This window comes from Celeribacter sp., from assembly GCF_048270365.1.
Taxonomy (GTDB): domain Bacteria; phylum Pseudomonadota; class Alphaproteobacteria; order Rhodobacterales; family Rhodobacteraceae; genus Celeribacter.
On record NZ_JBLWTA010000018.1, the window covers coordinates 23,131 to 44,506 of the forward strand.

The window sequence follows — 21,376 nt, forward strand, 5'->3', positions numbered from 1 at the left end:
AGAGTTTTCAGAGGCGCAAACTTATTTCCAGGAGGCTTCCCAGAACCGGGCGAATTCGTCCGGGTAAGGCGTAAAGTTCAAATCCGGCGACAGACCATAGTTCACGTTGAAGCTGTACATCGGCATGACATAAGCCTCATCCGCAATCTTCCCGAGTGCCTCGGCATAGACCGTCTTGCGCTCTTCGGTATCGGTCGAGGTGTCGCCAGTCGTCAGCCAGTCTACCAGTTCCGGATCTTTCAAAAGATCGTCCGCACCGCCGCCGAAGAAGTTCGACAGGAGGAAGGCGACATCGCCAACGCCGTAGCTGCCCCAGTTGGAGAAGAAGGCAGGCACTTGCTCTTCGCGCCATTTCCCAACACCCGCCGCGTATTGCAGCTCGTCGAGTTGCAGGGTGATGCCGACTTTTGCGAGGTCGGCGGCAATGGCTTCGGCCACCGGACGCGGCATGGCCGCAAACACCATCGAAAGCGTAAAGCCGTCCCCGTAGCCCGCCTCGGCAAGCAACGCCTTCGCTTTTTCCGGATCATAGTCGTACTGGGTCACGTCATCCGTGCAGCCGAACTGTGCCGGGTTACAGAAGCTCTTGAGCACTTCGGACGCACCGCCCGCGAACGCTTTGGTGATCGCATCGCGATTGACCGCATGCTGGATCGCCTGACGAACTTTGAGATTGGCAATCGGGGTCTCCCCGCCAAGCGCGGAAGGCGCGACATTGACGTAGGAGATCCGCATGATCGGAGCAGAGATGATCTGGGCGCGGCTTTCGAGTTTCGCGGCCTGATCCGGCGGAATGCGCCAGATCCAGTCGAGATCGCCCTTCATCAACTCGGCATATTGGGTGTTCATCTCGGGAACCGTCCGCACCACGATCTTGTCGATGGTAGCGCCAGCTTTCGGGCTGCCCTCATAATGGTCTTCGAAACGTTCAAGCTCATAGCGCACACCCGGCTCCTGTTCGACAAGGCGATACGGCCCGGTGCCGACCGGATTGCGCGCCATGCCTTCGGAGCCGACCTCGGCAAAATACTCACTCGGGTAGATCGGCAGGGCATCAGCGAGCATCTCATAAACGCCTGCAAAGGGTTTCGCCATATTGATGCGAACGGTGAAATCATCGACCTTTTCAACATGGTCGATCCAGTCGACAGAAATCGCATAACGCGTACCGTATTCCGGCGTGATGACGGTGTTGAGTGTTTCTAGCACATCGTCGGCGGTAAAAGACGCGCCGTTGTGGAATGTGACGCCCTGACGGAGCTTGAACTCAATCACGCCATCTTCCGGCTGGCTCCAGCTTTCTGCCAGGGCCGGGAGGAATTCGCCGGTGTTCAGGTCCTTGTAGATCAATCCGTCATAGACGTGGCGGGCAAGGATCAGGCCCTGACGGCCCGCGATCTTGTAAGTGTCGAGCGGTTCGGGTTCGGCGGCGAAAGCCACGTTGAGCGTGTTATAGGCTTTGCCAGCCATTGCCGGGGCGGTGAGCAAAGTTGCGCACACGCTGGACAACAAAAGTTGTGTCATCGTTTTTTTCATAGGGTCCTCATGTCTGTCGGAAGGTCAGGTTTAGCAATCGCCGCTGTGGCCGGTCATCCGGCTTCTTGACTGCGGTGATCTCTTTCAACGTCTCCCCGGCTTTCAGGCGCCGGAGGATGTCGATCTCGTCGTGCTGCATTTGCAGAGCGGTCGCCGCATGGCCTGCCGCCTGTTCGGGATCGAGCACGGCGACCCCGTTTTCATCGGCGAGAATAATGTCGCCCCGCGCCACCGGCACACCGCCACAGGTGATCAGCCCTCCGACCTCTCCTGTCGTCTGACGGTTGCGTGTTGTGATCGGCGAACGACCCCGACACCAGACCGGCAGGCCAAGGGCTAGAAGCGCAGCTTGATCGGTGACGAACCCGTCAATGACGACGCCCGAGACGCCACGTTCGAACGCAGCCTGGGCGGTCACCGCCCCAAAACAGGCATGACGCATGTCACCGCAGCGATCGACCACGATCACATCACCCGGTTCCGCCACTGACAGAGCTTCGACCAGTGCGGATCCATCGCGCCCGGGCAGACGTACCGTCAATGCCGGGCCATAGATCCGGCGCGCCGGGATCAGCGCTTGTAGAGCCGGAGCCATGAAGCCCTCGTAGAGAAAATGCCCTAGAGTGGCGGTTTCAATTTCGGAGAGATCGGGGATCATGTCGGGGTCCTATCGGATTCGGTGCGGGCGCGGGGCTGTTTGAGCCCGGAACATCGGGCGCATCTTTTCCATCCCATGCAGCACGATGGCTGCATGGGGCGGGGAAAATCGCTTGTTGGAAAATTCAGAGAGCGGCAGTCACGATGAATTCGACGAGATAATCGGGCGTCGCGAGTTTCGCTTCGCCACAGGCCCGTACCGGCGGATTCTCCGGATCTATCCAGGCGTCGTACACCGCGTTCATCGCCGCGAAATCATCCATATTTGCGAGCCAGACGATCACTTTCAACGTCTTGGATTTGTCGCTCCCGGCCTCGGCCAGAAGTCGGTCCACCTCGGCAAGCGCCTCGCGGCTTTGTGCGGTGATGTCGTTGCTCGGTTCCCCGACCTGACCAGCGAGATATACGGTGTCATTATGAATGACCGCCTGGCTCATCCGCGCTCCGGGGTGCAATCTTTTCACGGCCATGGGTTTGTCCTTTTCAACATATCGTAAGCTCTTTTCGAAAAGAGTAATAAGTAATGGCCGCTCGAGATAGTGTGTGGTTTCGGCGTGAATTTATTGGTGAGATAGTGTGTGCTTATGACTGGGGGCTGACCGACCTCCGGCAAATCGACTACTATGCCGCAAGGCCTCAAAGGAGATCGCATGCCAGCGCTATCGCAAAACGCTGAACTGAACTGGAACCTCTTGCGGACCTTTTGCGTGATCGCCGAGGAGAAGAGTATCACCGGCGCCGCGCGCCAGCTTCAGATGAGTCAGCCCTCGGTGAGCCTTGCGCTCCAGAAACTTGAGGAGCAACTCGATTGCAAACTGGTTTTTCGCGGCACGCGTCACTTTGCGCTGACGCTGCGGGGCGAAAAGATCTATCAGGAATGTGTCGAGATGTTTCGCTGCGCCGAACGCATCGGCACCCTGTCGGAGGACCGCAACGACGACGAATTCGGCGAATTGACCCTCAACATGATCAGCCGTCTGCATTCGCCGCTGATCGATGAGGCACTGCGGCTTTATCACCAACGCTATCCCTCGATCACATGGCGGATCGAGGTCAAGAACTCCCTCGACATCGTACGCCAAATCACCACGGAAAAGGCGGGGATCGGGGTCTGTCTCTTGACGAAACAGATGCCGACGCTGCATTGCCGCCACCTGTTTCGCGAAGAGTTCGGGATTTTCTGTGGCGCAGAGCATCCGCTGTTCGGGATTGAGGAAATCTACATGCGTGCCTTGCAACAAGAGCCGTTCGTGGCGATCGATTGCGCCAGCGACGGGATGGGGTTCGAGCCGATGTATCTGCTGCGTGAGGGGCTTGGACTCGGAAATCGAACTAGTGGATCGAGCCGCGATCTCGAAGAGGTGCGGCGAATGCTGATCTCCGGCCTCGGGATTGGACTCTTGCCGGTTTTGACCGCGACGGATGATGTCCGTGCAGGGCGGCTCTGGCCCTTGCGGCTCGTGGATCAACCGCTTGGCGCCGATGTATTCCTCGTCTCCTCGAACCTGAGCCAGCTCACCCCGCCCGAGGAGAAGTTCGCCAATCTGATCGACGAACTTCTGAATCTCTATCCGGGCATGTGTTGATCAGCCATCCCGGCTGATGACCTCATAGGCGGCGGTGAGGTCCTCCTGCGACAGGCCGACGGATTTGAACACCGTGCGCTCTGTCTCGCTTTGCCGACCCGGATGGGTGCCTTGGGCCAATTCCGTCAGATCGGCTGCGATTCGATCCGGGTGGAAGGTCCCCTCCGCAATTGGTTGCGCCAGATCGCCCGCCAGAACTGCGCCTGCACGCCCATCGACAAAGACCTGCGCGTCGATGATCGCGGCACTGTCGCTTTCGCGCATGTCGGATTTGAACGCGCCGATCAGATCGAGATGCGAACCGGGCTTGAGCCATGCACCCTTGATCATCGGCACGGTCGAAGCAGTCACCGAAGTGATCACATCGGCCGCACGACAGCCGGTTTCGAGATCGGTGCAGGGGGTTGCCGGTAGGCCGCGGGCTGAGAGAGTGTCGGCGACGATCTGTGCCTTTTGCGCCGAACGCCCCCAGATCAGAACATGGTCATAGTCCCGCACGCAGGCATGTGCTTCGGCGACCGAGAGCGCCAGTTGCCCTGTGCCGACGACCAACAGGGTCCGGGCGTCCTTGCGGGCGAGATAATCAGCCGCGAGTGCAGAGGCTGCGGCAGTGCGTCGGGCGGTGATCGCATCGCCGTCGAGTGCTGCGGTGAAGTGCCCGTCCGCGCCGTCGAACATCAGCATCCCGGCGTTGATCGTAGCCTTGCCTTTGGCGGCATTGCCCGGGAAAAAAGTCACGACCTTGACGCCGATGGCCTTGCCACCCTCCCAAGCGGGCATGATCAGCAGGGAGGCGATTTCGCCGCCCGGCAATTCGATGTCGAGCACCTGACGCGCCGGGGCGGTGGTGGCCGCCACCGCAAAATCTTGCCTCAGTGCCGCGATGAGACCCGGCCAGTCCAGCCGGGCCTCGATCTCTTCATGTCCGAAAACCTGCATCAGCGATCCGCCCGTTTTACCACGGCATGCAGTAGCATGTTCAGCCCGGCACGGAAATCCTCCGGTTCGCAGGATTCGTTGTTGTTATGGGTGATGCCGCCTTTGCAGGGTGTAAAGATCATCGCGGACGGGCAATGCATCGCCATGTGATAGGCGTCGTGACCGGCCTGAGACTGGATATCGCGCCAGTTGTAACCTTGACGCACGGCCTCGTCGCGAATGCCGTTGACCAGCTCGCCGTCGAAAATATCGCCGCCCCAGACCCATTCGTCCTCAATCACGGCAACACAGCCCGCCATGGCGGCGCTGGCCTTGGCGGCGCGGCGCATTTTTTCGGCCATGACCTTTGCCGTGATCGGATCGGGATGGCGCACGTCGGCGATACATTGCGCCGTGTCCGACAGGATGCCGGGCTTGTTCGGCCAAGCGGCCAGCCGCGACCCGGTGGCCTTGCCGTCATGCACCGCGAATTCCCAGCCGATGTCGTCCACGGCGGTCAGAAAACGCGCGCCTGCGATCAGCGCATTGTGACGCAGGTCCATCGGCGTCGGGCCGGTATGGGCGGTTTCGCCCTCGAAGCGCACACGCATGCCGTGGCTCGGGTAGCCGCCGGTGACAACGCCAACCTCGCGGCCTTCAGCATCAAGGATCGGTCCCTGTTCGATATGCAGTTCGAAATAGGCATCGATCTCTCCTGCTTTGCAGGGTTTGTCACCCTTGTAACCGATCCGTTCCAACTCGTCGCCGAACTGCGGCCCGTCATCGGCCTCGAGATCGTAGACCCAGTCGCGCTCATAGCGGCCGACAAAACAGCCAGATGCGACCATCGGAGGCGAGAACCGCGCGCCTTCCTCGTTGGTCCAGTCAACGATCACGATCGGGCGCTTGGTTACATGGCCCAATTCGTTGAGCGTCCGCACCAGTTCGAGACCGGCGAGAACCCCGGCAATGCCATCGAACCGGCCACCGTTGATCTGGGTATCGAGATGGCTGCCGATCAGGATCGGCGCCAGGGAGCTGTCGGTCCCGTCGCGGCGGGCAAAGATCGAGCCGAGTTCGTCGATCTCGACCTCAAGCCCAGCCTCACGACACCAGTCGCAGAACAGGTCCCGCATTTCGCGATCGCTGTCCGTAAGCGTCAGGCGCGATAGCCCGCCCGGGCGCCCCTTGCCGATCTCGGCGGAGGCTTCAATCGTCGACCAGAACCGGTCAACCGACATGCGGGCTTCGGGGGAAATAGTCATAGCTTACCTCTTTCAGGAGTGTATGGGGTCACCTGGCCCCGGTCAGGCCGGTGATGATCTCGGGGAACAGGACCAGCAGCAGAAGGATCGCGACCATTGAGCCTATGAACGGCAACAGGTAGCGGAAGGCGGAGGACATCGGGATACCTCCGGTACGACACGCGGCCATGAGGTCGATGCCGAGTGGCGGGGTATTGGCCCCAATGGCCAGATTGATCGTCAGCAGGATGCCGAAATAAACCGGATCGATGTCATAGGCGCCGAGCACGGGGATGAAGACCGGCGCGAGGATCAGGATGATCGCGAGGCTTTCCATGAAGGTGCCGAGGATCAGCACCAGTGCCATAAGAAGGATCAGTGCCACCGTGGCATTCGAGGTCAGAGCCTCGATCCCATGCACGGCAAGTTGCGGCACCTGTTCGGCTGCGAGAATCCAGCCGAAGACCGAGGCGGAAGCGATCACCAGAAGGATGGCGCCGGTCATTTCGACCGTATCGCGCAAAATGGTGAAGGTTTCGCGTAGGGACAGCGCACGATAGAGGAACCCGCCGACGATCAGCGCGTAAACCACGCCCGCGCCTGCGGCTTCGGTTGGGGAGAAGACGCCGAACCGGATGCCGCCGACGATGATGACCGGGGCGATCAAAGCGGGCACCGCCTCGATCAGGTTTTTGCGGACGGTTGCTCCGGACACCGGATCGCCTCCGCGCCAGCCATTGCGGCGCGAAATCCACCATGCGACCACCATGAGACCAAGACCCAGAAGAATGCCCGGCACGATGGCACCCAGGAAAAGTTGCCCGATGGAGGTGTTGGTGGCCGTGCCGTAGACGATCAGAACGATGGAGGGCGGCACGACGGTGCCGAGAGACCCGGCACAGCCCAAAGCGGCGGCGGAGAACCCGGGATGATAGCCGCGCTCTTTCATGGCAGGCAAAAGCATGGTGCCGATGGCGACCACATCCGCGACGCCCGAGCCCGACAGAGAGCCGAACAGCATACAAGCGAGGATCATGACGATTGCCAGGCCGCCGGTTGCGCGCCCCACGAGGGCTGAGCACAGCGCGACGATACGTGGCGCAAGACCGCCCTGAACCATTAGCATCCCGGCCATAAGAAACAGGGGAATGGCCAAAAGGGTGAAGCTGTCGATGCCCGCGATCATGCGCTGGGCGACGACCATTAGGGGAGCGAGATCGGCCACCACAATATAGAGCGCCGAGGCGAGACCGAGGGCGACGGCGATTGGCGCGTCGATTACGATGAGGACGATAAAACTCGCCAGCAGCAGGAAAAGTTCAAAGCTCACGGGCGGCCTCCGCGCAGGATCAAGGCGATGAGCGACAATGCCGCGCCGATGGGCAGGCAGAGATAGAACAGCCCACCGGGCAGGCTCATCGCGGTGGTTTCATGGTGCCAGGTGAACAGCGTGATCTTGTAGCCAGTGACCAACAGCACGATCAGGAACACGCCGGAACAGATCCCGGCCAAAAGATGTGTGGCCCGCCGGGCGCGGCCTTCGGGCAAGATCATGTCGAGGATGCCCGCCTTGAAATGCGAACGACGGACAAAACCCGAAACCATGCCGATGAAGGTGACCCATACGAGGATAAGACGCGGCAGTTCCTCGGACCAGCGTGGCGTCTGGCCCAGTAGGTAGCGCGAGAACACCACCCAGGCGACGATGCCCGCAAGGCTTGCGACACCAATGGCACCTATGGTGCGGACGGCCCCGTCGAGACCCTGCGCCAGTCGGTCGATCACGGCTTTCATGCGCTGACCCCGTCGCCACCGCGGCAGAGCATGCATTCGTCGCAATAGGCCGCAACTACGATCCATTCTTCGGAGAGCACCTCGACCTCATGCACGACGCCCGGCGGCAGACGCAGGGCGGTGCCTTCGGTCATGTAGAATTCTTCGCCATTGGCGCGCAGCACGGCTTCACCTTTGAGCGTGAGGGTAACCTCGTCGCGCGGGTGGGCGTGGGGCACGCTGCGCGCGCCCCGTTTGCCGGTCGTGACCGACAACTTGATAAACCCTTCACCGCGTTCCTTTGGCGAGAACAGGACTTTCTGGCTGAAGTCGTAGAGCTGGACCGGTTCGACCGATCCGAGCTGTTTCACTTCCGGCATGGCCCGGCTCATTTGCGGTACTCGTCGAGGATGGAGAGGAGCTCTTCGCCATAGACATCGGCATTGGCCTCCCAGATCGGCTGCACGGCGGCGATGAACGGTGCTTTGTCGACGTCGTTGACTTCCATGCCATGCTCTTTGAGTTTGGCGATCATGTCGGCGTCGCTGGCGGCGACCATGTCGCGCTGTTTCTCACCCCATTCGAGCGCGGCGGCCTGCACGATCTCCTGATCTTCCGGCGAGAGTTTGTCCCAGACGGGTTTCGACAGCACGAGGGTGGCAGCGCCCCAGACGTGACCGGTCATCGACACATATTTCTGCACTTCAAAGAAGGAGGCGGAATAGATGATCGAGAGCGGGTTTTCCTGCGCGTCGAACACGCCCTGTTGCAGCGCAGAGTAGAGTTCACCGAAGGACAGCGGCGCAGGTTCGGCCCCGAGCGCTTCGAACGTGGCGAGGCGCACCTTGTCCGGGGTGACGCGGATTTTGAGACCGGTGAGGTCCTCGGGCGTGTTGATCGGGTGTTTGGAGTTGGTCACGTTGCGATAGCCGTTTTCCCACCAGGCCAGAACCTTGATGTTCTGCTGGTCGAGAATGTCGGCCAGAGCATCGCCAAGCTTGCCGTCGAGCGCGGCAAAGGCCTGTTCGCGTGAGGTCCAGGCATAGGGCATTTCGATGATGCCCATTTTCGGGTCAATGGTCTGGAACGAGCCCGCCCCGATCACACCGCCCTGAACGGAGCCGAATTGCAGCCCCTCGATCATGTCTTTTTCGCTGCCAAGCTGACCGCCCGGAAAGACTTCGACCGTGACACGGCCCTCAGTTTTCTCGGCGACCTCATCGGCAAAGCCCTGTGCCGCAATGTTCCAGCTGTGGCTGTCAGCCAGCACGTGACCGATGCGGATCTTGGTTTCGGCCGAAGCGCCAGAGGCAATCAGGCCGGTGGCCAGCGCAACGGCGGTGAAGCCATGCAAGGCACGTTTTTTGAAGCTATGGATTTTTTTCATGTCAGACTCCCGTGTTGTTTGGAAAGACTGACACCAAGTCTGCATTCAGACAAATAGGCAGGCGCTATTTTAGAAATTCGCAGAAGCAATGCGCCGCGTACGAAAAACGCCCGGGTGTCCTGACGAACGCCCGAGCGTTTCAAGCCGCTCGCACAAGGGGATCGCGATACGACCTGTTCCTATCTCCTGTTTATCGCCTTACTTCGTGATGCGCACGAAATACTACTCTTTTGCTCTCCGTCGTCATTGGAGTATTGGGACTTGACAAAATTTCGAAAAAAATATCTTAAGATAAAGAAATTCGAAAATATGAGGTTCCAATGGCGATGCCCGCAATCCGCACCGGTCAATCCTATCTAAATGCCCTCAAAGATGGGCGCAGTATTTATATTGACGGGCGGCAAGTCTCGGATGTGACGACAGATCCAGCATTTTGCAACACCGTGGCCTCCTACGCGCGTCTTTATGAGTTTCAATCCAAGCCTGAAAGCTGTGATTTGATGACCTTTCCCGATCCTGTGACAGGAGAAAAAGTCAACAAATCCTGGATGTTGCCAAAAAAAGTCGAGGATTTGAGGGCGCGACGTGCCGCCATCGAGGCATGGTCCGAATTGAGCTTTGGTATGTTGGGGCGTTCTCCAGATCATGTGGCCACCTCCTTAGGGGGGATGATTGCGGGTCTTTCGGGGCTGGAGGGGACGCCGGGGCTCTTTGCAGAGCGGCTTCTAAAATATTTCGAAAAAATGCGCGCGGAGGATCGCTTTGTCAGCTATGTGATCAATGATCCGCAGGCGGGTAAGACGCAGTCGGTCTCAGAAAAGGGCGATCTGATCGTTTCCGTGGTTCAGGAGGACAACAGCGGCATCACCGTGCGCGGGGCCAAAATGCTCGGCACCAGTTCGATCATGGCCGATGAGTTGATTGTGGGGTCTATCGCGCCGCTGAAACCGGGGGAGGAGCGCTTTGCCGCGACCTTCGCTGTGCCTTTGGCAACGAAAGGTGTCCGCTTGATGTCGCGAAAATCCTACGAGGCAAGTGCCAGCAACGGATTCGATTACCCGTTGGCCTACCATTTCGATGAAAACGACGCGGTTGTGTGGTTTGAGGATGTGCATGTGCCATGGGAGCGGGTGTTCACCTATGGCGACGTCACCGCAGCACATGCGATCTGGCACCGGACGCCTGCGCATTCCTATCACAATTACCAGTCGCAAATCCGGTTTTCGGTCAAACTGCGGTTTCTCGCCGGGCTGACGCGCCACATCACCGAGATCAACGGGTCTAACAAAATCCCTGCCGTGCAGGGCAAATTGGCGCGGCTGGCGCGTCAGGCGAATATCATTCGCGGGCTTGTTATCGCCGCGGAAACGGAATTTTACGAGGCCGGTGGTTATGTCATGCCGGATCCGGGGCTGGTCTACACGAGTCTGTCTCTAGCCCAGCAGATTTACCCCGAGTTCATCACCGAAGTGCGGGATCTCTGCGGTGGTGGAGTGATCATGTTACCATCTTCCGTTGAGGATTTTTCCGATCCAGATATGCGCCGGATGATTGCGGCGACACAGCTTTCTGCCATCGGTACGGCAGAGGAGCGTGTGCGGGCTTTCCGGCTGGCCTGGGACGCGATCGGGTCAGAGTTCGCCTCCCGCCATACGCAATATGAAATGTTCTACGGCGGGGCCAACCGTATCGTCGATGCCAATGTCTTTCGCAAATACGACTGGGCGGCCGCCACGCGACTTGTTGACAAGGCGCTGGCCATGATGCCCTTGCCGGGCGGGCTGGCGACGGGCGCGGCGGAATGATCGAACTGAACACGTTTTCGATCACGGCGCGCTGTCCTGAAACGGGAAAGCTGGGGATTGCGATTGCCTCGGCCATTCCCTGCACGGGTTCGATTTCGAGCTATATCGAACCCGGTGTCGGTGCGGTGGCGACACAGGCCTATTGCAACCCTTATCTCGGGCTCAGCGGGCTTGCTGAGATGCGCGCCGGACGTGCTGCGGCAGAGACGCTTGAAACGGTATTGTCGCAGGATGCGGATCGCGACGTCCGGCAATGCGCCATGGTGGACGCTGCGGGTGGTGCGGCGGTCTGGACCGGGGCGGATTGTACGGAACTGGCCGGGCACCGCAAAGGCGACGGGGTTCTCATCGCCGGGAATATGCTGACCGGGGCTGAGGTTCTGGATGCGATGTTTGCGCAATATCAGGACACGAAGAGCATGGCGTTTGAAGCGCGTTTGCTCGCGGCCCTTCAGGCCGGTGACCAGGTCGGTGGCGACAGGCGCGGCAAACAATCGGCGGCTTTGCGGGTCTATGCCGCAGAGGCATTTCCATGGATGGACCTGCGCATCGACGACCATCGTGATCCGCTGAGAGCCCTGACCGCCTTGTTCGATACGGTGTCACGCCAGCTCACACCTTTTATCGCCGACATGCCACGGCGGGATGATTGGGGCCGCCGCCCGAGCCCAGAGACCGCAGCGCTTCTCGCCCAAAGCCCACAGGAACGGGCCCGCAAAACATATAAGACTAGAGGATAATCCCCATGCCCGCACTTTTCGATCCGATCGCCCTTGGGGGGCAACCCCTGCCGAACCGTCTGGTCGTTTCGCCGATGTGCCAGTTTGCAGCCCATGAAGGTGTGGCCGGTCCCTGGCACGACCAGCATCTGGCCGGTTTGTCACATTCGGGTGCCGGGCTGATGATCCTCGAATCCACAGCCGTTTCCTCGGAGGGGCGGATCACGCCGGCCTGTCTTGGTCTTTATTCCGATGTGCAGGGCGAAGCGCTTGCTGGCATTCTGTCCCGCATCAAAGCGTTTTCCGATATTGTTCCGGGGGTGCAGCTGGCCCATGCGGGGCGCAAAGGGTCGATGGACTTGCCCTGGAAAGGCGATCGACCCTTGGCGATATCTGAAGGGGGATGGCAAACCTGTGCCCCGTCGTCTGTGTCTTGGGGCGCACGTCCTGTGCCAAAGGCGATGGATGAGTGTGCCATGGCGCAGGTCATCGAAGACTATGTGCAAGCCGCCCGCCGCGCCATTGCCGTAGGGTTTCGTGTCATCGAGTTGCACGCTGCACATGGCTATCTCTTGCACCAGTTCCTCACGCCTTTGAGCAACCATCGGGCGGACCGCTATGGTGGAACGACAGAGAACCGGATGCGTTTCCCGCGTAACGTATTCGAAGCCGTGCGCAGGGCTGTGCCCGCCGAGTGTGCCTTGGGTGTGCGGCTGTCAGGGTCCGACTGGCACCCCGAGGGGCTGACCGCCGAAGATGCCGCGACCTTTGCGCAAACATTGCAAGGCGCGGATTATTTTGTCGTTTCAAGCGGCGGCGCGGCGCCAGATGCCCGAGTGAAGGTTTCGAAATTCTATCAGATCCCCATGGCCGAAGTGGTCAAAGCGGCCGTCTCCGTGCCGGTGATGGGAGTCGGAATGATTTCAGAACCTGCCGAAGCCAATGGGCTGATTGCCGCGGGACGGGTCGATATGGTGGCTTTAGGGCGCGCTTTTTTGGCCAATCCGCGCTGGGGCTGGCGTGCGGCGGCAGAGCTTGGGGTCACGATGGAGTATCCATACCGATATCAAGCCGTGGATCCGCGCTATTGGCGTTTGGCACCTCAGGCGCTTCAAGGTGCAGAGAGCTGAGAGAGACAGATGCGTTACGATCTTTTGATCTGCGATTTCGATGGAACCTTGGCGAACACGCGCCGGGCGGTTGTGCTGAGTATGATGGAAACGTTGAACCGACTGCTTGGGTCAATGCACGGTGTGGGAGAGGCTCAGATCGAAACGGTGGTCGCGACCGGGGCAGCCCTGCCGGACACATTTATGCAACTGCTACCTGCGGGTTTGGATGATCGGGTGGGGCCGGCGGTCACGCTCTACAGGGAGATCTATGGCGACCACAGTGCGCTCTGGACGACGCTTTACCCGGGCGTTGCCACAGGTCTTGCCACCCTTCGCAAAGCGGGGCTGCAAACAGCCGTGGTGAGCAACAAAGGTGAGCCGGCTCTGCGCAACGCTCTGGCCCATCTTGGCATTCTCGAAACCTTTGATCTTGTGCTGGGGGAACAGGCCGATATTGCCCCGAAACCCGCCCCTGATCTGTTTGTCAAATGCGTTGCTCCGGCCTTTCCGCAGGTCTCAAAAAACAAGATGCTGTTTGTGGGGGATACGCCTGCGGATTTGAAATTTGCCAAACGTGCCGGGATCGACGGAGTTTGGGCGCGCTATGGCCATGGTGCGCCGGAAACCTGCCGCGCCTTGCAGCCTGTCTGCGAAATTACGGATTTTTTCGATCTGCAACGCTTTCTGGAGACATCACATGGGTGAAGCCTCAAAGGATCTTTTGCGACTGGCCCGTAATCTGATCGCCTTCGACAGTCGAAGCGCGGTGAGCAATCGTGAGATCGCTGATTTTCTGCAGTCCGAACTGATCGGCTTCGAGATTGAACGGCTCGATTTCACCGACGCCGCAGGTGTTGCAAAGTCGAGCCTTGTCGCACGACGCGGCAAAGGGGGGCAGGGCGGTCTCGCCTTTTCGGGTCATATGGACACGGTGCCGCCGGCCGGCTGGAACCGCGATCCGTTCGCCGCTCGGGTCGAGGGCGAGCGGCTTTATGGTCTCGGCAGTGCCGATATGAAAGGGCCGATCGCGGCATTCATCACTGCGGCGCGTGACCTGCCGGAAGATGTGCCGGTGATGCTTCTGCTGTCATGCGACGAGGAAACGACCAAGGCTGGTGCACGTCACATCGTGGCCGAAAGTCACGTGCTCAAGGCGCAAAACCCCGATCTGATCTTGGTCGCGGAACCGACGGAGTTGACCTGTGTGCGGGGACACCGCGTGGATATTCAGTTCATCGCCGAAACGGTGGGGATTCAGGCGCATTCGTCTTTGCCGCATGGGCGGAATGCCAATCTCGATCTGATCCCGTTTCTGGCCGATATGAGGGCGTTGCACCTGAAATTGCGGACTGAACGCGCGTCTCAGGATGTCGCCTATACGCCGCCTTGGTGCGATCTCAGTATTGTGGTGAATAACCATGGTGCCGCACCAAATATCACTGTAGGCAAGGCGACCTGCCATATGAAATTTCGGTATAGCAAAGCGATTGATCCGGCCTGGGTTGTTGAGGCCGTCGAAAGATCTGCCAAAGCGCATGGTGTTACGCTGGAGGTGCGCCCGGAAGGTCATGCGCCCGAGCTTGCCGCGGATCATATCTATGTCCGGGAGCTGGAAAAGCTGTCAGGAAAGCCCGCACGCGTGGCGGGATTTGGCAGCGACGCCTCGCAGTTTTCAGCGGTTGCGCCTTGTCTTTTGTTTGGTCCCGGCTCCATGGCGCAGGCCCATCAGCCAGATGAGTTCATCTCACTTTTCGCGCTGCAAGATTCTGTCTCGCTTTATCGGCAATTGGCCTCTCGTTTCGCCACTCGTAAATAATTTTTCGAAATTCTGTTCCCTTTCCGCCCAAACTCCGTAATGTTGGTCACCATATTCGTATGGAACTGATGTTAAAAACACGGAAAGAGACAGGAAAAGTGATGGATGCGACAATATTGGCCCTCCCTGAGGAGGCGAAGTCCAAAGCCACGACTGCTTACCGGCTGTTGCGGCAGGATATCCTTTATGGGCGGCTTGCTCCGGGTGAAAAACTGGCTTTTTCCAAGCTGCGCGAAAACTATCCTGTCGGTACCGCGCCTTTGCGCGAAGCTTTGGTCAAGCTTGCGAATACGGGTCTTGTGGAAGGTGCGGAGCAGCGAGGGTTCCGGGTTGCGCCAGTGTCGGTAGAAGATCTCTGGGATCTGACGGAAAACAGTATTTACCTTGAAAAGAAAGCGGTTCGAGAGGCGATTTTACGGGCGAGCAAAACGGATGACCGGGGGCTTTTGGCGGCGTTTCATCGGCTTGAGGATCTTTTACTGGCCTCTGATCACGAAGGGATCGCGTTTTTTGAGACTTGGAATGTCGCACATGCGCAGTTTCATGAACAGGTGGTGCAGGCTTGTGGCTCGCCGGTGTTGCTGGGGCTGCGTGCGCAGCTTTACGAGCGTTGCGAACGGTATCGCTGTCTGTCAATTGCGCTTTCCGGTGAAGCGCGTGATCTGAATCGCGAGCATCGGGAAATGATGATGGCAGTTCTGGAGCGCGATGCGACGCGCGCAGAAGAACTTGTCACGCTGCATTGGACGAAAACCGCTGAAATAATCATCGAATCTTTGCCGATTTTGCGCAAACATTAAAATTTCGAAATTAATTTCGAAATTTTGAAGACTACTTGTTGAAGGGGTTTGTTTTCCCATTCATGTTCGATTTGAAAATTTCGAAAATATGGGGAGAGCCATGATCAAGACGCACAATTCCGTTTCTCGCCGCGCTATTCTGGCCGGTGGGGCAGCCCTGTCTGCGACAGCACTTTTTGGTCGCGCAGCGGTAGCCAGTTCCGATCTGACGGTCGGTTTCATCTATGTCGGGGCCAAGGACGACTATGCTTATAATCAGGCCCATGCAGAGGGAGCCGCCGCTGTCCGAGCCATGCCTGGCCTGACGGTGCTTGAAGAGGAAAACGTGGCGGAAACTTCGGATGTGGCGCGCACGATGCAGTCAATGATCGAACTGGACGGAGCGTCTCTGATCTTTGCGACGAGTTTCGGGTATTTCGATCCCTATATGATTGAGATGGCTGCGAAATATCCGCAGGTCGAGTTCCGCCATTGTGGAGGGCTGTGGCAAGAAGGTGTACATCCCGACAACACAGGTTCCTATTTTGGCTATATCGGTATGGCGCAATATCTGAACGGCATCGTGGCCGGGCATATGACTAAGTCGAAAAAGCTTGGTTTTGTCGCCGCCAAACCAATCCCGCAGGTGCTCCTGAACATCAACAGCTTCGCGCTTGGCGCGCGGTCCGTGGCCCCCGAGATCGAGGTGCAGGTGATTTTCACCGGCGAATGGTCTGCCCCGGTGAAAGAGGCCGAAGCCACCAATGCGCTGGTCAGCAGTGGTGCGGATGTGATCACCTGCCATGTCGATGGTGCGAAAGTGGTCATCGGGACTGCCGAGCAGCTTGGGGTCTATAGTTGTGGCTATCACACAAACCAGCAGGAAATCGCACCGAAAGGTTATTTGACCGGGGCGGAATGGAACTGGTCGCCGGTCTATGAGCAATTCGTGGCGGACAAGCTGGCGGGGAAACCCCTTGGCCATTTCGTGCGCGGCGGCCTGGGTGAACATTTCGTCAAATCCTCGCCTTATGGTCCCGCAGTGACCGAAGCGGCAAAGGCGCAGTCCGATGCCGTGCGTGCCGAGATGATGAAAGGCGGTTTCGCGATCATCAACGGGCCGCTCAAGGACAACACGGGTAAAGAGGTTGTGCCTGCTGGCGTGTCTTATCCGGAAACGGCGATCGAGCTTGAATCCATGGATTACCTCGTCGAAGGCGTGATCGGATCGGTCGCGTAAGTTTCGAAACTATGATCGCAGACAATCACATAGGAGAAATCCGGCGTAGAGAGGCCGGATTTTTTCCGTCGGAGCGGACCAAGAAAATCGCCGAGTCTCTCCTGATCCCGCTGGGGGCCATTGCCGCAGCGCTTTTCATTTTCATGATCTTTCTGGCGCTGAAAGGGGCCGATCCGCTGACTTATTTCAAACTGGTCTGGCGCGGTGCATTCGGCACGATGTTCTCGCTCGAAAACACGTTGCAGCGGGCCTCTCCGCTGATCCTTGCAGCACTCTGCGTCGCGATCCCGGCGCAGCTCGGTCTGGTGATCATCGGTGGCGAAGGCGCTATCGTGCTGGGCGGGCTGGCGGCGGCAGTTACAGGCCTTGTGCTTGAAGGCCTGCCCGGCGCGGTCGTGATCGTGGCAATGGCCGTTTCGGCGGCAAGCGCAGGCGGACTGCTGATCGGTGTGAGCGGGTATCTCAAGGCCTGGCGCGGGTTGAACGAGACGATTGTGAGCCTGCTTTTGGTCTACATCGCTATCGCGCTCTTCAATGCGCTGGTCGAAGGGCCGATGCGCGACCCGGCCAGCCTCAACAAACCCTCCACCGGGGAGTTGGATGCGGCCTATCGTCTGGGCCATCTGCCGGGTTTCGATGTGCATCCGGGGATTGTGATCGGGGCTGTTCTGGCGGGGGTCGCGTGGCTTGTCATCTTTCGTACGCCTTTGGGCTTTGCCAGCCGGGTTGTGGGCGGCAATGGCATTGCTGCAGGATTTCAGGGGATTCCGGTGAAACGGCTGATCCTGATGGCCTGTCTGGCGGGCGGGGCCTGTGCCGGGCTGGCCGGTATGATCGAAGTGTCAGCTGTTCATGGCAGAGCCAATGACTCGCTTGCCGCAGGCTATGGTTATACCGGAATTCTTATTGCCTTTCTGGCGCGTCAGAACCCGATTGCGATTGTCCCCATGGCGCTTTTGCTGGCGGGGATTTCGGCCGCGAACGGGCTGATCCAACGTCATATGGGCCTGCCCGATGCCACGGCCGCTGTACTTCAAGGGTTTATCTTTCTGTCCATTCTGGCGAGCGAGGCTGTTTATGGCCGTCTGCCATGGTTTGCCGCGAAAGGAAGCTCATGATGGAACAGGTCTGGTTGGTGGGTGTGGCCCTTTTGGGCGGGGCGCTCAGAACCTCCGTGCCTTATCTTTTCGTAAGCCTCGGGGAATGCCTGACCGAGCGAGCTGGGCGGATCAATCTGGGCAATGAAGGCGCGATGGTGCTGGGGGCCATGGCGGGCTATGCGCTGTCTTACAACACCGGGTCGCCATGGGTCGGCGTTCTGGCGGCTTTGGGTGTCGGGGCCCTGATCGGGGCACTCCATGCGGCCCTCTGTCATCTGCCGCGTGTTAGTGATGTTGCCGTTGGCATCGCAATCATGCTGGCAGCCACAGGTGCGGCTTTCTATTTCGGCAAACCCTATATTCAGCCGGTTGCACCGTCGCTGCCGCCTTTGTCTTTGGGGTTTGCTTTGGACAATGCCGAACTGCGCCGGGCGTTGGATGTGACCCCTCTTCTGCCTCTCGGTATGCTGACCGGAGTGATCATGGCTTGGTATTTGAAGAACACCCGCAGCGGGCTGCGTCTGCGCATCGTGGGGGAAAGCCGGGATGCGGCTCTGGCCATGGGGCTATCGATTTTTCGCACCCGGCTGAGTGCAACGATGATCGGCAGCGCCTTGGCAGGTGTGGGCGGGGCCTCCCTGTCTCTGAGCTATCCGGGGATATGGAGCGAGGGCCTGTCGTCGGGACAAGGGCTGATGGCCGTTTCTCTTGTCATCTTTGCCCGATGGAACCCGCTTGGATGTATCGCGGCCTCCTATCTGTTTGGCGCGGCTTCTGCCCTTGGCCCTGCGCTTCAGACGGTGGGGATTTCTTCGGGATACCACCTCGCCAACGCTGCGCCCTATGTGCTGACGTTGGCTGTGATGCTGTTGACCGTCTCTCCTGGCAAGGCGCTGAAAGGCGGACCGGGAGAATTGTCGGCGATAAGATAAGGAAGACGATATGTCAGAACTGGCTTTCTCTGCGCCGCCTGCGCGCTATGCCATCGAAGCGGTGGCGATCAGCAAGCACTTTGGTGCGTTTTCGGCGCTTGATAGCGTCTCCTTACGAGTGACCCGTGGCCGGGTACATGCGCTTTTGGGGGAAAACGGGGCGGGAAAATCGACCCTCGTTAAATGCCTGCTTGGCTATTATGTCGCCGATGATGGGGCGTTCCTTGTCGATGGGGCTGAGTTCAGGATTGCCGCCCCTGCCGATGCGGACCGTCTCGGGATCGGAATGGTTTATCAGCATTTCACACTGGTGCCTGCGATGACTGTGACGGAAAATCTCGTGATTGCCCGCCGAGAGGGGCATGCGGTGATCGACTGGCGCGCTGAGAGGCGGGAAATTGAGACTTTCATGGCGGATATGCCGTTTCAGCTGCCGCTTGATACGTTGGTTGGAGAGTTGTCGACGGGGGAGCGGCAAAAGGCTGAAATCCTGCGCCAGCTATACCTGAAACGGCGTTATCTCGTGCTTGATGAACCGACTTCGACCCTGACGCCACAGGAGGCGACGGACATCCTGACAACATTGCGTGCGCTGACCCGTGATCATGGCATGACGATCATCATCATCACCCACAAAATGGGCGAGGTTCTGGAGTTTGCCGATGAAGTGTCCGTCTTGCGCAAGGGGCGAATGGTCGGTGGCGGCAAGGTTGCGGAGCAGACCGAAGCCGCGCTGACCGCGATGCTGATCGGCGAGAAACTCGTACCGGATCGCATCGGACATATCCGACAGGAGGCCGTGGCGTCCTACCTTGTTCTCGACAAGATCAAAACGGCGGGGCGCGGGGCGGAACGGGGGCTGTATATAGACCATCTTGAGGTGTACCCCGGTGAAATCCTTGGGGTTGCCGGTGTGTCTGGCAACGGGCAGGGACAGCTCGTCGATCTGTTCTCGGAAACGGGGCGTCCCCTGTCAGGTCAGATCCTCGTCGGAGGCAAGATCTTTGACGGGCGACGGGATCAGGCCGAAGCGCAGGATGTGCGGATCATCCCCGAAGAGCCGCTGCGCAACGCTTGCGCGCCGGACATGTCTCTCCTGGACAATCTGTCGCTCAGGATGTTCGACCGGGACGGGTCTCTGTGGGGATTGCTGTCCTCACGAAAAATGCGGCGGCATTCCGAGATGTTGATCAAAGACTACGGTGTGCGCGCACCGTCGATATTTTCCCCCATCCGTATGCTGTCGGGCGGGAATGTCCAAAGAGCGGTTCTGGCGCGTGAGCTGGAGGGCCGTGTGAGGCTGCTCGTCGTCTCCAATCCCTGTTTTGGTCTCGATATTTCCGCCGCCGCCGAAATCCGGGCGCGGATCACCAAAGCGCGCAATGCCGGGTCTGCCGTCCTGCTGCTTTCGGAAGATCTCGACGAAATCATGGAGATGAGCGATCGGATCGTGGTGATGCATGCCGGACGGATCACCCATGAGGTGGCGACGGACAAGGCTGACGCACAGAGGATCGGCCATCACATGGTCGGTGGCTCGCAGGTGGCCCATGACTGAGCTGACGCGGCCTGTGACCCGGGAAGCTTTGGCCGCAAAACTTGAGGCCAGTTTCGCGCGTATTCGTGCGCGGGAGGCGGAGATCTGCGCCTGGAGTTCGCTCCACGAGGCAGGCGCGTATCGACAGGCGGCGGAGGTGTCTCTGTCGGGGCCTCTGGCCGGGATGACCCTGGGGGTGAAGGATACGATTGATGTGCGTGGTTTGCCTTGTGAGGCGGGCTGTCTGGCGCTCAAAGGGTGTCGGGCCTCTCTGGATGCCGCCATCGTGGCGGAACTGAAAGCTATGGGGGCAATCGTTCTGGGCAAAACGCGGACGGCGGAATTGGCGTTCTTGTCGCCGCCGGAGACGCGCAACCCACTGGACTTGAAGCGCTCTCCCGGAGGGTCGTCAAGCGGCTCTGCGGCGGCAGTGGCAGATGGCCATGTGGATGTGGCTCTGGGCACGCAAACGGCAGGGTCGATCCTGCGTCCGGCCTCTTTTTGTGGTGTTGTCGGTTTCAAGCCATCGCATGGACGTTTCAGCCTTGCGGGGGCTTTGCCAACTGCACCGTCGCTCGACACGATGGGCTGGCTGACCCGGAATCTCGCCATGACGGTGCGTGCGTTCGAGGCGTTGAGCGACGAAATGGTTGTGGCGGCCCCCTTTGCCGCCCGCTTGCTACATATGCCGCATTGGGAGCGCGCTGATCCGGGGATGATCGCGCAAATCACGCAGCTTGCCGAAAGGATCGGAGCCGGGCATGGAGCTGATGTTTTGGCCCGCATCGGGACGGATGTGGATGACATCCATGCCCGGGTCATGGGCTATGAGCTAAAGATCGAACTGGCAACGCTGCGCTTGCAGCGGTTCGATCGGCTCACAGTGAAATTGCAGCACTATATGCAAGAAGTTTCCGTGTCCTATCCAGCGTATCTTTCGGCCTGTCAAGCGCGTGACCGCTTCGATTTTGAGACTGTCTTTGGTGGGGCCAACATTCTGATTGCCCCCGCCACTCTGGGCGAGGCCGTGCCCTTTGGCGAGACCGGCGATCCGGCATTTAATCGGTTTGCGACATTGTTTGGTCTTCCGGCGATCACTTTGCCCATCGGGGTGGGGGACACCGGTCTGCCTCTGGGCCTGCAACTCATGGCACGAAAAGGCGAAGATGCGCGGCTTCTGGGGGCTGCGCTGTGGCTGGAAAACCTGCTGAGCTCTGAAGATGAAAGGTCCTGAT

21 protein-coding genes are annotated in these 21,376 nt (G+C 59.3%); 12 read left to right on the plus strand and 9 right to left on the minus strand.

Annotation, left to right across the window (positions count from 1 at the left end):
- Positions 1-21: 21 nt before the first annotated feature.
- The 3 genes from ACN0X0_RS18475 to ACN0X0_RS18485 all read right to left on the minus strand — a co-directional run bounded on the left by ACN0X0_RS18475 (position 22) and on the right by ACN0X0_RS18485 (position 2,663).
- Positions 22-1,536 carry an ABC transporter substrate-binding protein gene (locus ACN0X0_RS18475; protein ID WP_417280369.1) on the minus strand — a complete coding sequence of 505 codons (1,515 nt, stop codon included), beginning with the start codon at positions 1,534-1,536 and terminating at the stop codon, positions 22-24.
- Positions 1,537-1,543: 7 nt separating this feature from the next.
- On the minus strand, positions 1,544-2,194 hold the full coding sequence (locus ACN0X0_RS18480; RefSeq protein WP_417280370.1) for an RraA family protein: 651 nt from the start codon (positions 2,192-2,194) through the stop codon (positions 1,544-1,546).
- Positions 2,195-2,318: 124 nt separating this feature from the next.
- A complete protein-coding gene (locus ACN0X0_RS18485; protein ID WP_417280371.1) occupies positions 2,319-2,663 on the minus strand; it encodes a RidA family protein in 345 nt (114 codons plus the stop codon).
- 180 nt (positions 2,664-2,843) lie between these two features.
- On the opposite strand from ACN0X0_RS18485, the gene ACN0X0_RS18490 reads away from it, so the two are divergent.
- A complete protein-coding gene (locus ACN0X0_RS18490; protein ID WP_417280372.1) occupies positions 2,844-3,779 on the plus strand; it encodes a LysR family transcriptional regulator in 936 nt (311 codons plus the stop codon).
- Here the strand turns inward: ACN0X0_RS18490 and ACN0X0_RS18495 are convergent, their stop codons facing one another.
- The 6 genes from ACN0X0_RS18495 to ACN0X0_RS18520 are packed head-to-tail and all read right to left on the minus strand — an operon-like array spanning position 3,780 to position 9,101.
- Complete coding sequence (locus tag ACN0X0_RS18495) at positions 3,780-4,718, minus strand: ornithine cyclodeaminase family protein (protein WP_417280373.1); 939 nt, start codon at positions 4,716-4,718, stop codon at positions 3,780-3,782.
- Positions 4,718-5,962, minus strand: a complete 1,245-nt coding sequence (locus tag ACN0X0_RS18500) for a Zn-dependent hydrolase (RefSeq protein WP_417280374.1) — start codon at positions 5,960-5,962, stop codon at positions 4,718-4,720. The genes ACN0X0_RS18495 and ACN0X0_RS18500 overlap by 1 nt, the downstream gene beginning before the upstream one ends.
- Positions 5,963-5,990: 28 nt before the next feature.
- Entirely contained in the window at positions 5,991-7,271 is a 1,281-nt protein-coding gene (locus ACN0X0_RS18505) for a TRAP transporter large permease (RefSeq protein WP_417280375.1), read from the minus strand.
- A complete protein-coding gene (locus ACN0X0_RS18510) occupies positions 7,268-7,735 on the minus strand; it encodes a TRAP transporter small permease (RefSeq protein WP_417280376.1) in 468 nt (155 codons plus the stop codon). The genes ACN0X0_RS18505 and ACN0X0_RS18510 overlap by 4 nt, the downstream gene beginning before the upstream one ends.
- Complete coding sequence (locus tag ACN0X0_RS18515; protein ID WP_417280377.1) at positions 7,732-8,094, minus strand: cupin domain-containing protein; 363 nt, start codon at positions 8,092-8,094, stop codon at positions 7,732-7,734. The genes ACN0X0_RS18510 and ACN0X0_RS18515 overlap by 4 nt, the downstream gene beginning before the upstream one ends.
- Positions 8,095-8,102: 8 nt before the next feature.
- Positions 8,103-9,101, minus strand: coding sequence for a DctP family TRAP transporter solute-binding subunit (locus ACN0X0_RS18520; RefSeq protein WP_417280378.1), 999 nt, complete (start codon positions 9,099-9,101; stop codon positions 8,103-8,105).
- Positions 9,102-9,421: 320 nt separating this feature from the next.
- Between ACN0X0_RS18520 and ACN0X0_RS18525 the strand changes: the two genes are divergently transcribed.
- The 11 genes from ACN0X0_RS18525 to ACN0X0_RS18575 all read left to right on the plus strand — a co-directional run bounded on the left by ACN0X0_RS18525 (position 9,422) and on the right by ACN0X0_RS18575 (position 21,375).
- Positions 9,422-10,906, plus strand: coding sequence for a 4-hydroxyphenylacetate 3-hydroxylase family protein (locus ACN0X0_RS18525; RefSeq protein ID WP_417280379.1), 1,485 nt, complete (start codon positions 9,422-9,424; stop codon positions 10,904-10,906).
- Entirely contained in the window at positions 10,903-11,646 is a 744-nt protein-coding gene (locus ACN0X0_RS18530; protein ID WP_417280380.1) for a DUF1028 domain-containing protein, read from the plus strand. Before ACN0X0_RS18525 ends, ACN0X0_RS18530 begins: the two co-directional genes overlap by 4 nt.
- A gap of 5 nt (positions 11,647-11,651) precedes the next feature.
- Positions 11,652-12,755, plus strand: a complete 1,104-nt coding sequence (locus tag ACN0X0_RS18535) for an NADH:flavin oxidoreductase/NADH oxidase (RefSeq protein ID WP_417280381.1) — start codon at positions 11,652-11,654, stop codon at positions 12,753-12,755.
- Positions 12,756-12,764: 9 nt separating this feature from the next.
- Complete coding sequence (locus tag ACN0X0_RS18540; protein ID WP_417280382.1) at positions 12,765-13,442, plus strand: HAD family hydrolase; 678 nt, start codon at positions 12,765-12,767, stop codon at positions 13,440-13,442.
- The gene (locus ACN0X0_RS18545; protein ID WP_417280383.1) at positions 13,435-14,553 is read left to right on the plus strand and encodes a M20/M25/M40 family metallo-hydrolase; all 1,119 of its coding nucleotides are present in this window, start codon (positions 13,435-13,437) and stop codon (positions 14,551-14,553) included. The genes ACN0X0_RS18540 and ACN0X0_RS18545 overlap by 8 nt, the downstream gene beginning before the upstream one ends.
- Before the next feature lie 59 nt (positions 14,554-14,612).
- A complete protein-coding gene (locus ACN0X0_RS18550) occupies positions 14,613-15,353 on the plus strand; it encodes a GntR family transcriptional regulator (RefSeq protein ID WP_417280384.1) in 741 nt (246 codons plus the stop codon).
- Between the two features lie 100 nt (positions 15,354-15,453).
- Complete coding sequence (locus ACN0X0_RS18555) at positions 15,454-16,572, plus strand: BMP family ABC transporter substrate-binding protein (RefSeq protein WP_417280385.1); 1,119 nt, start codon at positions 15,454-15,456, stop codon at positions 16,570-16,572.
- Between the two features lie 11 nt (positions 16,573-16,583).
- Positions 16,584-17,690: an ABC transporter permease gene (locus ACN0X0_RS18560; protein ID WP_417280386.1), complete on the plus strand. Its 1,107-nt coding sequence runs from the start codon at positions 16,584-16,586 to the stop codon at positions 17,688-17,690.
- Positions 17,690-18,604, plus strand: a complete 915-nt coding sequence (locus ACN0X0_RS18565) for an ABC transporter permease (protein WP_417280387.1) — start codon at positions 17,690-17,692, stop codon at positions 18,602-18,604. The genes ACN0X0_RS18560 and ACN0X0_RS18565 overlap by 1 nt, the downstream gene beginning before the upstream one ends.
- Before the next feature lie 10 nt (positions 18,605-18,614).
- Positions 18,615-20,162, plus strand: a complete 1,548-nt coding sequence (locus tag ACN0X0_RS18570) for an ABC transporter ATP-binding protein (protein WP_417280388.1) — start codon at positions 18,615-18,617, stop codon at positions 20,160-20,162.
- Positions 20,155-21,375: an amidase gene (locus ACN0X0_RS18575; protein WP_417280389.1), complete on the plus strand. Its 1,221-nt coding sequence runs from the start codon at positions 20,155-20,157 to the stop codon at positions 21,373-21,375. Before ACN0X0_RS18570 ends, ACN0X0_RS18575 begins: the two co-directional genes overlap by 8 nt.
- The last annotated feature ends 1 nt before the right edge of the window (position 21,376 follow it).

Excerpts from the sequence above, each read along its gene's own strand:
- ACN0X0_RS18475 (WP_417280369.1), bottom strand. The coding sequence starts at position 1,536 with ATGAAAAAAACGATGACACAACTTTTGTTGTCCAGCGTGTGCGCAACT.
- ACN0X0_RS18480 (WP_417280370.1), bottom strand. The coding sequence starts at position 2,194 with ATGATCCCCGATCTCTCCGAAATTGAAACCGCCACTCTAGGGCATTTT.
- ACN0X0_RS18485 (WP_417280371.1), bottom strand. The coding sequence starts at position 2,663 with ATGGCCGTGAAAAGATTGCACCCCGGAGCGCGGATGAGCCAGGCGGTC.
- ACN0X0_RS18490 (WP_417280372.1), top strand. The coding sequence starts at position 2,844 with ATGCCAGCGCTATCGCAAAACGCTGAACTGAACTGGAACCTCTTGCGG.
- ACN0X0_RS18495 (WP_417280373.1), bottom strand. The coding sequence starts at position 4,718 with ATGCAGGTTTTCGGACATGAAGAGATCGAGGCCCGGCTGGACTGGCCG.
- ACN0X0_RS18500 (WP_417280374.1), bottom strand. The coding sequence starts at position 5,962 with ATGACTATTTCCCCCGAAGCCCGCATGTCGGTTGACCGGTTCTGGTCG.
- ACN0X0_RS18510 (WP_417280376.1), bottom strand. The coding sequence starts at position 7,735 with ATGAAAGCCGTGATCGACCGACTGGCGCAGGGTCTCGACGGGGCCGTC.
- ACN0X0_RS18515 (WP_417280377.1), bottom strand. The coding sequence starts at position 8,094 with ATGCCGGAAGTGAAACAGCTCGGATCGGTCGAACCGGTCCAGCTCTAC.
- ACN0X0_RS18520 (WP_417280378.1), bottom strand. The coding sequence starts at position 9,101 with ATGAAAAAAATCCATAGCTTCAAAAAACGTGCCTTGCATGGCTTCACC.
- ACN0X0_RS18525 (WP_417280379.1), top strand. The coding sequence starts at position 9,422 with ATGGCGATGCCCGCAATCCGCACCGGTCAATCCTATCTAAATGCCCTC.
- ACN0X0_RS18530 (WP_417280380.1), top strand. The coding sequence starts at position 10,903 with ATGATCGAACTGAACACGTTTTCGATCACGGCGCGCTGTCCTGAAACG.
- ACN0X0_RS18535 (WP_417280381.1), top strand. The coding sequence starts at position 11,652 with ATGCCCGCACTTTTCGATCCGATCGCCCTTGGGGGGCAACCCCTGCCG.
- ACN0X0_RS18540 (WP_417280382.1), top strand. The coding sequence starts at position 12,765 with ATGCGTTACGATCTTTTGATCTGCGATTTCGATGGAACCTTGGCGAAC.
- ACN0X0_RS18545 (WP_417280383.1), top strand. The coding sequence starts at position 13,435 with ATGGGTGAAGCCTCAAAGGATCTTTTGCGACTGGCCCGTAATCTGATC.
- ACN0X0_RS18550 (WP_417280384.1), top strand. The coding sequence starts at position 14,613 with ATGGAACTGATGTTAAAAACACGGAAAGAGACAGGAAAAGTGATGGAT.
- ACN0X0_RS18555 (WP_417280385.1), top strand. The coding sequence starts at position 15,454 with ATGATCAAGACGCACAATTCCGTTTCTCGCCGCGCTATTCTGGCCGGT.
- ACN0X0_RS18560 (WP_417280386.1), top strand. The coding sequence starts at position 16,584 with ATGATCGCAGACAATCACATAGGAGAAATCCGGCGTAGAGAGGCCGGA.
- ACN0X0_RS18565 (WP_417280387.1), top strand. The coding sequence starts at position 17,690 with ATGGAACAGGTCTGGTTGGTGGGTGTGGCCCTTTTGGGCGGGGCGCTC.
- ACN0X0_RS18570 (WP_417280388.1), top strand. The coding sequence starts at position 18,615 with ATGTCAGAACTGGCTTTCTCTGCGCCGCCTGCGCGCTATGCCATCGAA.
- ACN0X0_RS18575 (WP_417280389.1), top strand. The coding sequence starts at position 20,155 with ATGACTGAGCTGACGCGGCCTGTGACCCGGGAAGCTTTGGCCGCAAAA.